Source organism: Methyloversatilis sp. MC4-4 (assembly GCF_049843555.1).
Classification (GTDB): Bacteria; Pseudomonadota; Gammaproteobacteria; order Burkholderiales; family Rhodocyclaceae; genus Methyloversatilis; species Methyloversatilis discipulorum_B.
This window is the reverse complement of the sequence record NZ_JBBHZK010000003.1, coordinates 275,760-289,736: the sequence shown is the minus strand read 5'-3', so window position 1 is coordinate 289,736 and position 13,977 is coordinate 275,760. Positions and strand designations below refer to the sequence as shown.

The following is a 13,977-nucleotide window of genomic DNA, read 5'->3' as shown; positions in this document are numbered from 1 at the left end:
GCTCGGGGGCGAGCCGGCATGGTAGCCGAGCACCGGCTGTATGTCGGCCGTTTTGCACCCAGTCCGACCGGCCCGCTGCACAAGGGTTCGCTGGTGGCGGCGCTGGCCAGCTGGCTGGATGCGCGCGCAGCCGGCGGCCGCTGGCTGTTGCGCATCGAGGACGTGGACGAGCCACGCTGTTCGCCTGAGGCTGCCGACACCATCCTGCGCCAGCTCGACGCGCTGGGCCTGCACTGGGACGGCGAGGTGGTGTGGCAGAGCCGGCGTACCGCGCTGTACCGCGCCGCGCTGGAGCGCCTGGCGGCGCAAGGCGACGCCTATGGCTGCGCCTGCACCCGCCGTGATCTGGAGTCGCAGCCGCTGGCTTCCGATGGCGCACGGCGATACCCCGGCACCTGCCGCGATCGCGCCGATGTGCGGCCGCGCGCCTGGCGGCTGCGCGTGCCGGTCGGCGAGGTCGCCTTCGACGACGCGCTGTGCGGTCGCGTCGCCATCGACGTTGCGGCGGATTCCGGCGATTTCGTGCTGTGGCGCGCCGATGGTTACTGCGCCTATCAGCTGGCAGTGGTGGTGGATGACGCCGACCAGGGCGTGACCGACGTCGTACGCGGCGCCGATCTGCTCACCTCGACGCCGCGGCAGATCCTGGTGCAGCGCGCGCTCGGCCTGCCGCAGCCGCGCTACGCACACGTACCGGTGGTGCTCGACGCGCAGGGCGAAAAGCTGTCCAAGCAGACACGTGCGCCGGCGCTGGAACCGGCCGACGCGCTGACCGACCTGGCGGAGGCGCTAACCTTTCTGCGCCACCCGCCGCCAACCGACGTCGTGGCCTCGGGCCGTGAGGATCTGCTCGCGTGGGCGGTGCAGCGGTGGACGCTGGCCGCGCTGTCCAGGGCGACGTAGCAGGCGGGCTCAGTAGTGCGGCGGAATGTCCTGCTGCGCGTCGGCGCGCTCGGCCGGCTGCATGCCCTGCACCTGCGCATAGACGTGCTTGAGCTGCAGCTGCAGTGACTCGATCGCGCGCTGCTGCTCGAACACGGTGCGGTTCAGCGCGTCCAGCATGTCGTCCATCAGCGCGATGCGGGCTTCAAGGTCGTTCAGGCGGTCGGTCATGTCGGTGTGTCCGGAGAATGTTGTCGGGCCAGCGCCCAGGCGACGTGTTCGCGCACGACCGGTGAGGCGTGATCGGCGCGCGCCTGCAGCGCGGCGATGTGGGCGGCGGAGGACGGCGCGTTGCCGAGCGCGACTGCGATATTGCGCAGCCAGCGTTCGTGGCCGATGCGCCGGATCGCGCTGCCTTCGAGGCGGCGGTTGAATTCGTCCTCCGACCAGGCGAACAGCTCGCTCAGCGAAGCCCGGTCCAGGCCGTTGCGCACCGCGAAGTCGGGCTCGACCGCCTTGACCGCGTGGCGGTTCCACGGGCACACCAGCTGGCAGTCGTCGCAGCCGTAGATGCGGTTGCCGATCAAGGGACGCAGTGGTTCGGGGATCGGGCCATCCAGTTCTATCGTCAGGTAGGACACGCACAGCCGCGCGTCCAGCTGGTAGGGCGCGACGATGGCGCCGGTCGGGCAGACGTCGATGCAGCGGGTGCAGGTGCCGCAATGGTCGGCCTGGGGCGCGTCCGGCGGCAGCGGCAGCGTGGTGAACAGTTCGCCGAGGAAGAACATCGAGCCGGCGTCACGGTGGATCAGCAGCGTGTGCTTGCCGCGCCAGCCCAGCGCGGCGCGCCGGGCGATCTCCACTTCGAGCACCGGCGCGGAATCGGTGAATGCACGGTGGCCGAAGGGGCCGACCACGCTCGCGATCCGTTCCGCCAGCTTCTGCAGCCGGTTGCGCAGCACCTTGTGGTAATCGCGGCCGAGCGCGTAACGCGACACGTAGCCGAGGTCGCCATCGTCCAGCACGCCCTGCGCGTCCTCGGCGTCGTCCGGCCAGTAAGGCATGCGCGCGCTGATGACCGACAGCGTGCCGGGCACCAGTTCGGCCGGGCGGGCACGCATTGCGCCGTGACGTTCCATGTAGTCCAGTTCGCCGTGGCGGCCGGCGGCCAGCCAGTCAAGCAGCCGGGTTTCCGCCTCGCCCAGATCGACACCGGAAATGCCGATCGACGCAAAGCCCAGTTCGCGCCCCCAATCGCGGATGCGTGCCACCAGCTCGTCCGGGCTGCAGGGCAGCGCGCCACTCATTGCGCCGCCACCCGGGCGGATAATGGCGGCCAATCCGATTTCACGCAGACCGCCATGAATGATTCGACCCTGACGATGGACCTCGCCGACACCGCCGCCACCGAGGCGCTGGGCGCGCGACTGGCGTGCGCGCTGGCGCCCGGATTGTGCGTGTTTCTGGACGGCGACCTGGGCGCCGGCAAGACCACGCTGGTGCGCGGGCTGCTCAGGGCGCTGGGCCACACGGGAAAGGTAAAAAGTCCGACCTTCACTTTGCTTGAATCGTATGCTATTTCTAGCTTAAACTTCCCGTTGTATCACTTTGATTTTTATCGCTTCACGCATCCGGATGAATTCATCGAAGCAGGTCTGGACGAATACTTCGGGCAAACCGGCGAAAGCGCGGGCGTCTGTCTGGTCGAATGGCCGGACAAGGCGGGCGCGCATCTGCCGCAGCCCGATCTGCGCATCGCGCTCGCCGTGGTCGGCGAAGCGCGCCGTGCGCGGCTGTCCGCCGGCAGCGAAGGAGGTCGGGCATGTTTAAGCCGTTTGTCCGTCGCCGCGGAAGGACTTCCGCCCGCGACCTGAGCCGGCGCGATTTTCTCGGGTTTTCCGGCGCTGCGCTGCTGCTGTCGGTGAGCCCGGTCGGGCGCGCCGCCGCCACCTCGCTGCTGGCCGTCCGCGTCTGGCCGTCGCTGGAATATACCCGCATCACGCTGGAATCCCGCGACGCGCTGAAGTTCGCGCACTTCACCGTGCAGAACCCGGAACGCCTGGTGATCGACATCGAGGGCGTGGAGCTGAACAACGTGCTCGGCAGCCTGCCGGGCAAGATTTCCGATACCGATCCCTACATCAAGCTCATCCGCGCCGGCCGCAACAAGCCGGGCGTGGTGCGGCTGGTGATGGAGCTGAAGACCGAGGTGAAGCCGCAGGTATTCACGCTGGCGCCGGTCGGTCAGTACGGTCACCGGCTGGTGATGGACATCTATCCGTCGCAGCCCATCGACCCGCTGATGCAGCTCGCGCGTCAGGGCGACATCCAGTACCAGGGCGACGTCGCACCCGACCAGCCCGACGCGCCTGCACAGTCGCAGGCGGCCGAGCCGGCACCCGAACCAGCGAATCAGACCGCGTCGCGCGATGCGGGCAGCAAGAAGACGGAGGTCGACGTGAGTCGCCTCGTCACCATCGTGCTCGACCCCGGCCATGGCGGCGAAGACCCCGGTGCGGTTGGCCGTGGCGGCAGCTACGAGAAGAACGTGACGCTGGAAGTGGCACAGCGCCTGCAGAAGAAGATAGACGCCGACCCGACGATGCGCGCCGTGCTGACGCGCGACGCCGATTTCTTCGTGCCGCTGGGCACGCGCGTCGCCAAGGCGCGCCGCGTGCGCGCCGACCTGTTCGTGTCCATCCACGCCGACGCCTTCGTGCGGCCGGACGCGCGCGGCAGTTCGGTGTTCGTGCTGTCCGACCGTGGCGCCACCAGTTCGGCCGCGCGCTGGCTGGCGCAGCGCGAGAACTCGGCCGACCTGATCGGCGGCGTCAATCTCGACGTCAAGGACCCCTATCTCGCGCGCACGCTGCTCGACCTGTCGCAGACGGCGACGATGAACGATTCGATGAAGCTGGGCCGCGCCGTGCTGGGCGAACTGGGCGGTGTGAACACGCTGCACAAGCCGCATGTCGAGCAGGCCGGCTTTGCGGTGCTGAAGGCGCCGGACATCCCGTCCATCCTGGTGGAGACCGCTTTCATTTCCAACCCGGAAGAAGAGAAGCGGCTGACCGACGACGCCTACCAGGACAAGCTGGCCGACGCCATCCTGCGTGGCATCCGCCGCTATCTGGCAAAGAATCCGCCGATGGCCAAGTCGCGGCTGGCGTCGCTGTAAGCGGCCGGCGGCATTCAGCGCTCGCTGCGGTAGCCGCCTGCCACGCCTCTCGGCGACAGCACCCACTGCCACAGCTGGATGTCGCGCGCGCGGAAAGCGCCGGCGCAGGACAGCAGGTAGTAGCGCCACATGCGACGGAAGCGTTCGCCGAGGCGCTCGGCGAACTGCGGCCAGGCGGCTTCGAAGTTCGCGTGCCAGGCCATCAGCGTGCGGTCGTAGTCGGCGCCGAAGTTGTGCAGGTCCTCCACCACGAATACATCATCGACCGCGTCGCCGATCTGGCCGATCGACGGCAGCTCGCCGTTGGGGAAGATGTAGCGGTCTATCCAGGGGTCCGTGACGCCGCGCCGCGTGTTCTTGCCTATCGTATGCAGCAGCGCCAGCCCGTCAGGCGCCAGTGCGCGCCGCACCACCTGCATGAAGGTGCGGAAGTTGCGCCGGCCGACGTGCTCGAACATGCCGACGCTGGCTACCCGGTCGAAGGTTTCGCTGCCGTTGAGTTCGCGATAGTCCTGCAGCCGGAACTCGACCGGCAGTCCGGCGTAGCGTTGCTGTGCCCACTCGGCCTGTTCGCGCGATACGGTGACGCCGGTGCCGCGCACGCCGTGGTGCTCGGCGGCGTAGCCGAGCAGGCTGCCCCAGCCGCAACCGATGTCCAGCAGGTGCATGCCGGGGCGCAGATCCAGCTTCCGGCAGATCAGTTCGAGCTTGGCCTCCTGCGCCGACGCGAGGTCGGCGGCGTCCTGCCAGTAGCCGCAGGTGTAGGTCATGCGCGGGTCCAGCATCGCCGCGTAGAAATCGTTGCCGAGGTCGTAGTGGCGTTCGCCGACCTGCCAGGCGCGACGCGGCGTCTGCCGGTTCAGCAGGCGGGCGCTGAAGGCGTGCATCAGCAGCGATGCCGGCTTGACCCGCGTGTCCAGCCGGGCGCGCAGCAGGCGGGCGAAGAATTCGTCGAGCCGGCCGGCGTCCCAGTCGCCATCCATATAGGCTTCGCCCAGACCGAGGCTGCCGTAGGCGAACACGCGCTCGGGCAGGCGAGGGTGGTGCATCTGCAGGTCGCAGGGCGCTTCGCCGTCGAGCGTAATGCCGGCGTCGGCGAGCAGGCTGGTCAGCAGCCGCAGGCGCGGCGAGGGCGCCGGCGCGGGCGCGGCGGCCGGTTGTTCGAACGCTTCTCTTTTCATCCGTGGTCTTCCTCGTCGGGGCGAAGGCAGGAAAAAAGTGACCGTAAGCAGGCAGCCGGCGTTGCCGCCTGAAAATTTAGACGTAGTCCAAGGTAAGCGTCTTCGCAATGTCCCAGGTCAAGCTTTCGTCCGGTTGCCCGGCGTGAAAACCCTGAAATGGCGTGCCGGCGCGCGCTTGACTCACGTCATGGGCGGCCGGTGCGCAGCCGCCTAGAATGTGAGCCCATGATTCGAACCCTGTCCCCGTGATGAACGCGCCGGAATCACCGCTGAACCTGAGCCCGGATGCGGCCGCTGCGACGACGGCCTGTTATCACTGCGGGCTGCCGGTCGACGGCCCGGTGCGCTACCGCGTCCGCGTCGCCGGTGAGGACAGGCCGATGTGCTGCGCCGGCTGTGCGGCGGTCGCCGAAGCCATCTCCGGCGGCGGTCTGGACGCTTTCTACGCCCACCGCGACGCCTTGCCCGAAGCGGCACCCGACGGCGGTGCGCGTGACCTGGCGGTATACGACCTGCCGGAAGTGCAGGCCGATTTCGTCCGCACCGTCGCCCACGCGGACTGCGCCGACGCGCGCGAGGCGCTGCTCATCATCGAGGGCATACGCTGTGCCGCCTGCGTGTGGCTGAACGAACAGCACGTCGGCCGCCTGCCGGGCGTGCTGGTGCTCGAAATCAATTACGCGACGCGCCGTGCGCGCGTCGTCTGGGACCCGGCCCGGGTGCAGCTGTCGGCCATCCTGCGGGCGGTGACCGAGATCGGCTACGAAGCGTGGCCGAACGACCGCGCACACGCCGAGTCGGTCGCCCGCAGTGAGCGGCGTGACGCGCTGTGGCGCCTGGCGGTGGCCGGGCTGGGCATGATGCAGGTGATGATGTACGCGTGGCCGGAATACACCGCCGGTGACGCCGAACTGCCGGGCAGCATCGCCGCGCTGATGCGCTGGGCCAGTCTGGTGCTGACGGCCCCCGTCGTGTGCTACTCGGCCGCCCCCTTCTTCTCGCGCGCGCTGCGCGATCTGGCGGCGAAGCGCGTCGGTATGGACCTGCCGGTCGCGCTCGGCATCGGTGCCGCCTTCATCGCCAGTCTGTGGGCCACGGTGACGCATTCGGGCGAGGTGTATTTCGATTCGGTCACCATGTTCGTATTCCTGCTGCTGGGCGGGCGCTATCTCGAAATGCTGGCGCGCCAGCGTGCGGTGCGTGGCGTCGAGGAACTGGCGCGCGTGATGCCGGCGCTGGCGCACCGTTTCACCGCGTGGCCGGGAACGGCGACCGAGGCGGTGCCGGTGGCGCGACTGCTGGCGGGCGACCACGTGGTGGTCGCCGCCGGCGAGGTGTTTCCGGCCGACGGCCGTCTGGTCGATGGCCGCAGCGAGGTCGATGAAAGCCTGCTCACCGGCGAGTCGAAGCCGCAGGGGCGCGGCCCCGGCGACCGCGTGGTCGGCGGCAGCGTAAACATCGGCTCGCCGGTGGTGCTGGCGGTGGAGCAGGTCGGCGAGGCAACGCGGCTGGCGGCGATCCGCCGGCTGATCGGCCGTGCTTCGGCCAGCCGGCCCGAGGTGGTGCAGTTCGCCGATCGCATCGCCGTTCATTTCGTCAAGGCGCTCATCGTGCTGGCCGTGCTGACCGCCGGCGTCTGGCTCTGGCTGGACCCGTCGCAGGCGCTTTCCGTCTTCGTCGCGGTGCTGGTCGTCAGTTGCCCGTGCGCGCTGTCGCTGGCCACACCGGCGGCGCTGACCGTCGGCACCGGCGTGCTGTCGCGCAGCGGACTGCTGGTGACCCGCGCGCACGCGATCGAAACGCTGGCGCGCGTCACCCACGTCGTGTTCGACAAGACCGGCACGCTCACCACCGGCGCCATGGCCTTGCAGACGGTCGAACTGATGGGCGACATCGACGCCATGCAGGCCACCGCGCTGGCCGCGGCGCTGGAAGGGCCGTCGACTCACCCGATCGCACGCGCCTTGCGCGCGGCGGCCGGTGAGCAGGTGCGACCGGTCGTCGATCAGTTGTCTGCGGTGACCGGGCAGGGCGTGCAGGGCGTCATCGCCGGCCGCCGCCTGCGGCTGGGCAGCGCGGACTACGTCTGCGCGCTGTCCGCGACGCCGCTTCCGGCCTCGCCGTCGGGCATCGCGACGCCGGTGTGGCTGGGCGACGAACGCGGTCTGCTGGCGCGCTTCGATCTCAGCGATGCCGTGCGATCCGGGGCACCCGAATTGCTGGCGCACCTGCGCGAGCGCGGCATCGCGGTCAGCCTGCTGTCGGGCGACGCACACGCACCGGTCGAGGCGCTGGCGCAGGAACTGGGCATCGCCGATGCGCATGCGCGGATGACACCGGAGGGCAAGCGCGCCTATATAGAAGCGTTGCAGCAGCGCGGTGCCGTCGTCGCCATGCTGGGCGACGGCGTCAATGACGCGCCGGTGCTGGCGCAGGCCCAGGTGTCGGTCGCGATGGGCGGCGGCACCGAGCTGGCGCGCGCCCAGGGCGATCTGGTGCTGCTGTCCGAACGTTTCGACGCGCTCATCCGCGGGCTCGACACCGCCCAGGCCACGCTGGCCATCGTGCGGCAGAACCTGCGCTGGGCCTTTGCCTACAACCTGCTGGCGATCCCGCCGGCGATGCTGGGCTGGATCACGCCGTGGATGGCCGGCATTGGCATGTCGCTCAGTTCGCTGATGGTGGTGCTCAACGCACTGCGTCTGCAGCGGCGGGCAAAGGAGCGGAACTGATGGACATCCTGTGGTTGCTGGTGCCGATGTCGGTACTGATCGCGCTGGGCATCGGCGCTGTGTTCATCTGGTCGGCGCGCAGCGGCCAGTTCGACGACCTCGAAGGGCCGGCGCACCGCATGTTGATGGACGATGACCGCGCGCAGACCATCGACGAGACACCGGCGGCCGGCAAGGACGACCGCAAGGTGTGACGCCCGAGGCGGTCGAGGCGTCATTTCCTGTCTATAGTGCGGATGCACCCACCGACCGGAGAGCGCCGATGACCCGTTGCACGCAGCACGCCCATCACGACCACCAGCACGGCCCGCAATGCGGTCATACCGCGGTGCGCCACGAAGGCCATGTCGATTTCCTGCATGACGGCCATCTGCATCACGTGCATGGCGACCATGTCGACGAGCACGTGATCGCCGTCAGCGCCGCCAACCCGGACGGCTGCACACCGCAGCATCACTGTGCCGGCCATGGCGCCGGTCATGTGCATGGGCCCGGCTGCGGCCACGAAGCGGTGCCGCACGGCGACCACGTCGATTACCTGGTCGACGGTCATCTGCACCATCCGCACGGCGATCACTGCGACGACCACGGTCCGCTGCAGATCGCCTGACGCGCCGGCGCAGCCTGCCGCGGCTATCATGCAGGCCGGGCCCGAAGACTGCGTCGCAATAAATGTCCTTTCATCGAGCCGGCGACGCGTGGCGTTCGCCGGCGCTATTCATGCCGGCGGCACTGCGCGGCTGGCTGACCGATCCTCATTCGCTGACCTCACGCATCAGGGCGCGCTGCCGGCACTTCGCGGTGCAGCCGCTGCGCACCGGTCGCGCCGCGCTGGCGGCCGACGAGGCCTGTCTGCTCGGCAGCGGCCGGGCGCCGGCGCTGTCGCGCGAGGTGCTGCTGCACGCCGACGGCGTGCCAGTGGTGTTCGCGCACAGCGTGGTCAACATGCGTGATGTGCGCGGCGTCTGGCACATGTTCGCCGGCGTCGGCACGCGGCCGCTCGGCGCGCTGCTGTTCGCCGATGCGCGCATCGCCCGCTCGCCGTTGGCCGCGCGACGGCTCGACGCCCGCCACCCGCTGTACCGGCGTGTGCTGGCCGAAGGCATCGCGGTGAGCGGCCCGCTGTGGGCGCGCCGTTCGCTGTTCGTACGCAGGGGCCGGCCGCTGCTGGTGACCGAAGTTTTCCTGCCGGCCATTTTGGAACTCGCGCCATGAACCTGCTTGCACGCCTGAATGCCTGGGAACGCCTGATGCGGCTGGACAAGCCGATCGGCATCCTGCTGCTCGCCTGGCCCACACTGTGGGCACTGTGGGTGTCCGGCGGCGGCAAACCGTCCGCCTTCATCGTCTGGATATTCATGCTCGGCACGGTGCTGATGCGCAGCGCCGGCTGCGTCATCAACGACTATGCCGACCGCAATTTCGACGGTCACGTCGAGCGCACGAAGAACCGCCCGCTGGCCACTGGCGAGGTCGGCACGCGCGAGGCGCTGCTGCTGGCGGCCGGGCTGGCGCTGTTCGCCTTCATCCTCATCCTGCCGCTGCACCGGCTGGTCATCCTGCTGTCCTTCGCCGCGCTCTTCCTGGCCGCCAGCTACCCCTTCACCAAGCGCTTCTTCGCCATTCCGCAGGCCTATCTCGGCATTGCTTTCGGCTTTGGTATCCCGATGGCCTATGCGGCGCAGCTGTACACGGTGCCGATGGAAGCCTGGCTGCTGCTGGCGGCGAATGTGTTCTGGGCGGTCGCCTACGACACCGAGTACGCGATGGTCGATCGCGAGGACGATCTGAAGATCGGCATCCGCACCTCGGCCATCACCTTTGGCCGTTTCGACGTCGCTGCGGTGATGGCCTGCTATGCGATCACGCTGGCGCTGCTGGCGCTCTACGGCCGGCTCGAAGGGCTGCGCGGGCCCTACTACGTCGGGCTGGCGATTGCGGCCGGCATCGCCGTCTATCACTGGACGCTGATCCGCGACCGCGACCGCGCGCGCTGCTTCCGCGCCTTCCTGCACAACAACTGGCTGGGCGCCGCGGTGTTCGCCGGCATCGTCGCCGACTACGCCTTGCGTTGACGCGGCGGCGTAAGGCGGGCCGCCGACCCGCGTCTACCTGGACGGGGCGCGTCCGGCCCGGCAACAGGAGAGCGACATGAAGAGGATGAGCGCCGTGGGTCTTGCTGCGGCCGCACTGCTGTGCATCTTCGACGCGCAGGCGGGGCCGCTGCGCGAGCGTTTGGCGGAGCGGCGCGCCGACAGCGGAGCCGAGGTCCGCCTGCCCGCCGGCAGCCGCGCGCAACGCAATATCGCCTACGGCGAGCATGCCGACCAGCGCATGGACGTCTACATTCCCGACGGCGCCCGCGACGCGCCGGTGCTCTTCCTCGTGCACGGCGGTGGCTGGCGTCGCGGCGACAAGGCGCACGGCCGGCTGATCGGCAACAAGCTGGCGCACTGGCTGCCGGCCGGCGTCATCGTCGTGTCGGTCAATTACCGCATGCTGCCCGACGCCGACGTGCTGACACAGCGCGACGACGTGGCTGCCGCGCTGGCAAAGGCGCAGTCTCTGGCGCCGACCTGGGGCGGCGATCCGTCGCGCTTCGTGCTGATGGGGCATTCGGCCGGTGCGCATCTGGTGGCCTTACTGGCCGCCTCGCCACGTGGCGATCTGCGATGGCTGGGCAGCGTGCTGCTCGACAGCGGTGCGCTCGACGTCGAACGCCTGATGAAGGAACGCCATGCCGGCCTGTTCGACGACGCTTTCGGCAAGGACCCCGCCTTCTGGCGCGCGACCTCGCCGCTGCACCAGCTCGCCGCGCCGACCGCGCCGTGGCTGGCGGTGTGCTCAAGCCGGCGCCGCCAGGCCTGCGACCAGGTGAAGGTGTTCGCCCAGCGGGTGCGCGAAACCAGCGGCCGCATCGACGAGCTGCCGCTCGATCTGTCGCACGGCGACATCAACGAACAGCTGGGCCTGCCCGGCGACTACACGCGGCAGGTCGATGCCTTCCTGCGCGACGTCGGTGCGCTGAAATAGAAAAACGCGGGGCCCGTGAGCCCCGCGTTCTCTCTACGTCAGCCCCGCTCGTTTCAGCCGCGGCGACGGGCGCGCAGACCGATCAGGCCCAGCCCGGCCAGCAGCAGCGCGTAGGTTTCGGGTTCCGGCACCGGCGCGACCTCGACCGTCAGCAGCGGACGATCGCTGACCATGAAGCCCTCGGCGCTGTAGAAGTCGACGCCATTGGTGCCGTTCGGCATGAAGGGCAGCAGCGCCCAGCCGTAGCCCGGCACGCCGCCATCCTGCATGCGGCGCAGCGCGTCGGTGAAGTCCAGCACCAGCGTGCCGGATTCGATGTTGGCATCGCCGCTGTCCGCGCCGATGGTCAGGAAGGGCAGCATGGCCGCTTCCAGCCCGTCGGTCTGGATGCCGTCGCCCATCGTGTTCCAGGTGGCCGATGCCGAGTTCCAGTCGCTCAGCATGTCGTAGAAGCGGATGCCGCTTCCGGCGCTGGTGATCTGCAGCGTCAGCGTGGCCGACACCACGGTTTCGCCGGTCTTGATCTGGTTGGCGGCGCTGCCGAACAGATTGTCGAAGCGCAGCAGCACGTGGTTTGGCGAACCGTTGTCCGACGCGTCGATGCTCACTTCCTGCTCGTAGCCGCTGCTTGCATCGGGGTCGCTGCTGTACAGCGTCACGTCCATCGTGCCGTCGTAGCCGCCAGCGCCCTGCTGGAAGGTATAGGTCGCGGCGAACGCCGGTGCGGCCGCGAACAGTGCGGCCGCGATCAGGGATTTGCTCAACATGGGAAGCCTCTCGAATCGGAAAGGGCCGGCGCTGGTGCGCCGGCCCGGAACTGCGGACTGCAGACGTGCGATTACAGCGCGCCGTTATCCCACGGGCCGGTGATCGCGTAGGTGATGCCCGGCGACTGGGTGTTCACGAACAGCCACTCGTTGTGGAAGGTCGCACCGCAGAACTCGGAACCCATCGAGTTGCTGCTGAAGGAACGGCCGGACGGACGGGTGTAGGTGCCGATGGCGCCGCTGCGGAAGTCGGCGTTGTTGGCGATGAACGGGAACACGGTGCCGTCGGTGGTCAGACCGTGGCAGCGCGATACCGAGTTGCCGCCGTCTTCGCACAGGATCAGGCTGCCGCGCGGGCTCCAGGCGATGTTGTCCGGGTTGTCGCAGACGTCGGCGCCGGACGATTCGTACACCAGCGTGAAGGTTTCGCGACGCGGATCGTAGGCGAAGATCTGGCCCTTGCCGGCGGCACCGCCGCTGGTCGAGCACACGTAGATCACGCCGTTGCCGTACCACACGCCTTCGCCGCGGACGATGCTCGACGCACCCTGCATGATGCCCTGGGCGACCACGCCGCCGTAGGAGGTGCCGCTGATGAAGGGCTTGTTCGGCTCGTCGATGTTCACCCACTCGACGTCGAAGGTGGTGCCCGGAGCCTGTGCCACGCCGGTGTTGTAGTAGCCGTAGCTGACACCGTTGATGGTGCGGGTGGCGTTGTTGGCCGTCTTCAGCTTCATCATCTGCAGCTTGCCGCCCATTTCCGGACGACCGATGACGTTCGGGATGAAGCGGTAGAAGCCGCTCGGGTTGCTGTCTTCGGTTTCGTAGATGATGCCGGTGACCGGATCGACGGCGACCGCTTCATGGCTGAAACAGCCCATGTCGACCAGCGGAACCGGCTTGGCGACGCCGGTGGCCGGCACGTCGAAGCAGTAGCCGTGCTGCTTGGAGGCGCCGTTGTGCGGGCCGTCCGAGGTTTCTTCACAGGTGATCCACGAGTTCCACGGGGTCGGGCCGCCGGCGCAGTTGCGGATGGTGCCGGAGATCGACGCGTAGGCGCCGACCCACTGCTTGGTGCGCGGCGAGAACACGAGGTTGGTCGTGCCGCCGTTGCACAGCGGGTCATAGGTGATCTTCGGGTTGGCGTAGGAACCGGCGGTGCGGCTGCCCTGTTCGTGGTTGCGCACCAGCACGATCTTGTTCGCGTCGGCGGCGACCACGGCCATGCCGTCGTGCGCGCCCGGAGTGGCGATGCCGTCGGTCATCACGTCGCCGGTCCAGCCGTAGGACCAGTACTTGAAGCCTTCCGGCAGTTGCAGCAGCGGCAGGCCGGTCACTTCGTCGGCGACCGGGGCGAGCGGGCCGTAGTCCGGGCTGAACGGCAGCTGCACGGCGTGCGCCTTCTTCGAACCGAGGATGCTGAACGGCATCGCCACGGTGGCGGCGGCAGCAACACCGCTCTTCAGGAAGCCGCGGCGGCCGTAGGTCCAGTGCGGATCCATGTCCTTGGATGCATCGGTCTTGCTGAAGTCGCGCAGGACGTCGATCAGGTCGTCTTGATGGTTCATTGTTGTCTCTCCGTTTTCAGTATGCAGGGGGCGGGTGCGTCAGGCGCGACGGCGGGCGGCGGCGCCGATCAGGCCGAGGCCGGCCAGCAGCAGCGCGTAGGTTTCGGGTTCCGGCACGGTGGCGGTGATGGTGTAGCCGAGCTGGCCGGCGCCGACGTTGTCGCTGAAGTCGGCGATGGCGAGCACGAACAGGCCGTTGCCGTAGTCGTTGAAGAAGTTCGCGCTGGCCGCTTCACCGGCACCTGCGAAGGGCATGGACGGCGTGCCGTCGGCGCCGGTGACGAACATCGTGGTCGCCGAGGCGCTGCCGAGGTCGAAGTAGTTGGCGGTGTCGCTCTCGACGCCATACCAGATGCCGAAAATGACGTCGAGCGTCGGGTCCGTCGGGGTGACGGTGATCGACACTTCGCTCATGAAGTCGGCCTTGAAGGTCCAGAAGGACCAGTTTTCGGCGCCGCCGATGAAGGAATAGCTTTCGGCGGCGACGGTGCCGGCCGTGATGCCGCTGCCGAACTGGCCGCTGATGACGGGAGCGGCCGCCTGGGCGCCGGCCGACATCAGGCCGGCCAGCAGGGCGGCTGCAAGGGTGGAACGAGTAGACATGGGACTCTCCGGTCTGGGTTGAGACGCGGAAAG

15 protein-coding genes are annotated in these 13,977 nt (G+C 68.7%); 9 read left to right on the top strand and 6 right to left on the bottom strand.

From position 1 onward, the window contains the following. Positions 1–18 precede the first annotated feature (18 nt). The gene (gene gluQRS / locus WDZ97_RS14360) at positions 19–903 is read left to right on the top strand and encodes a tRNA glutamyl-Q(34) synthetase GluQRS (protein WP_425763197.1); all 885 of its coding nucleotides are present in this window, start codon (positions 19–21) and stop codon (positions 901–903) included. A gap of 9 nt (positions 904–912) precedes the next feature. On the opposite strand, the gene WDZ97_RS14355 is transcribed toward gluQRS, so the two are convergent. Together WDZ97_RS14355 and queG are read right to left on the bottom strand one after the other, a co-directional pair. After that, positions 913–1,113 carry a SlyX family protein gene (locus WDZ97_RS14355; RefSeq protein WP_019916815.1) on the bottom strand — a complete coding sequence of 67 codons (201 nt, stop codon included), beginning with the start codon at positions 1,111–1,113 and terminating at the stop codon, positions 913–915. Further along, positions 1,110–2,189 (bottom strand): tRNA epoxyqueuosine(34) reductase QueG, encoded by a 1,080-nt coding sequence (gene queG, locus WDZ97_RS14350; protein ID WP_425763391.1) that lies wholly within the window; start codon positions 2,187–2,189, stop codon positions 1,110–1,112. The genes WDZ97_RS14355 and queG overlap by 4 nt, the downstream gene beginning before the upstream one ends. 54 nt (positions 2,190–2,243) lie before the next feature. On the opposite strand from queG, the gene tsaE reads away from it, so the two are divergent. Then, entirely contained in the window at positions 2,244–2,756 is a 513-nt protein-coding gene (gene tsaE, locus WDZ97_RS14345) for a tRNA (adenosine(37)-N6)-threonylcarbamoyltransferase complex ATPase subunit type 1 TsaE (protein ID WP_425763196.1), read from the top strand. Beyond that, positions 2,705–4,060, top strand: coding sequence for an N-acetylmuramoyl-L-alanine amidase (locus tag WDZ97_RS14340; protein WP_024300815.1), 1,356 nt, complete (start codon positions 2,705–2,707; stop codon positions 4,058–4,060). Before tsaE ends, WDZ97_RS14340 begins: the two co-directional genes overlap by 52 nt. Positions 4,061–4,074: 14 nt before the next feature. Here the strand turns inward: WDZ97_RS14340 and cfa are convergent, their stop codons facing one another. Further along, positions 4,075–5,241 (bottom strand): cyclopropane fatty acyl phospholipid synthase, encoded by a 1,167-nt coding sequence (gene cfa, locus WDZ97_RS14335; RefSeq protein ID WP_425763195.1) that lies wholly within the window; start codon positions 5,239–5,241, stop codon positions 4,075–4,077. 248 nt (positions 5,242–5,489) lie between these two features. On the opposite strand from cfa, the gene WDZ97_RS14330 reads away from it, so the two are divergent. From WDZ97_RS14330 to WDZ97_RS14305, 6 genes are all read left to right on the top strand, one after another. Further along, on the top strand, positions 5,490–7,973 hold the full coding sequence (locus WDZ97_RS14330) for a heavy metal translocating P-type ATPase (RefSeq protein ID WP_425763194.1): 2,484 nt from the start codon (positions 5,490–5,492) through the stop codon (positions 7,971–7,973). Further along, a complete protein-coding gene (gene ccoS / locus WDZ97_RS14325) occupies positions 7,973–8,167 on the top strand; it encodes a cbb3-type cytochrome oxidase assembly protein CcoS (RefSeq protein WP_425763193.1) in 195 nt (64 codons plus the stop codon). Before WDZ97_RS14330 ends, ccoS begins: the two co-directional genes overlap by 1 nt. 68 nt (positions 8,168–8,235) lie before the next feature. Next, the gene (locus WDZ97_RS14320; protein WP_019916823.1) at positions 8,236–8,583 is read left to right on the top strand and encodes a hypothetical protein; all 348 of its coding nucleotides are present in this window, start codon (positions 8,236–8,238) and stop codon (positions 8,581–8,583) included. A 62-nt stretch (positions 8,584–8,645) separates the two neighbouring features. Beyond that, the gene (locus WDZ97_RS14315; RefSeq protein ID WP_425763192.1) at positions 8,646–9,188 is read left to right on the top strand and encodes a chorismate--pyruvate lyase family protein; all 543 of its coding nucleotides are present in this window, start codon (positions 8,646–8,648) and stop codon (positions 9,186–9,188) included. Next, a complete protein-coding gene (gene ubiA / locus WDZ97_RS14310) occupies positions 9,185–10,048 on the top strand; it encodes a 4-hydroxybenzoate octaprenyltransferase (protein ID WP_304005321.1) in 864 nt (287 codons plus the stop codon). Before WDZ97_RS14315 ends, ubiA begins: the two co-directional genes overlap by 4 nt. Before the next feature lie 76 nt (positions 10,049–10,124). Next, positions 10,125–11,006 carry an alpha/beta hydrolase gene (locus WDZ97_RS14305; RefSeq protein WP_425763190.1) on the top strand — a complete coding sequence of 294 codons (882 nt, stop codon included), beginning with the start codon at positions 10,125–10,127 and terminating at the stop codon, positions 11,004–11,006. A 53-nt stretch (positions 11,007–11,059) separates the two neighbouring features. Here WDZ97_RS14305 and WDZ97_RS14300 read toward each other — a convergent pair whose 3' ends face one another. The 3 genes from WDZ97_RS14300 to WDZ97_RS14290 form a co-directional block, all read right to left on the bottom strand. After that, complete coding sequence (locus WDZ97_RS14300; protein WP_425763189.1) at positions 11,060–11,773, bottom strand: DNRLRE domain-containing protein; 714 nt, start codon at positions 11,771–11,773, stop codon at positions 11,060–11,062. Positions 11,774–11,844: 71 nt separating this feature from the next. After that, positions 11,845–13,341, bottom strand: a complete 1,497-nt coding sequence (locus WDZ97_RS14295; protein WP_425763188.1) for a PhoX family protein — start codon at positions 13,339–13,341, stop codon at positions 11,845–11,847. 39 nt (positions 13,342–13,380) lie between these two features. After that, a complete protein-coding gene (locus WDZ97_RS14290) occupies positions 13,381–13,944 on the bottom strand; it encodes a PEP-CTERM sorting domain-containing protein (protein ID WP_425763187.1) in 564 nt (187 codons plus the stop codon). Positions 13,945–13,977: the final 33 nt, after the last annotated feature.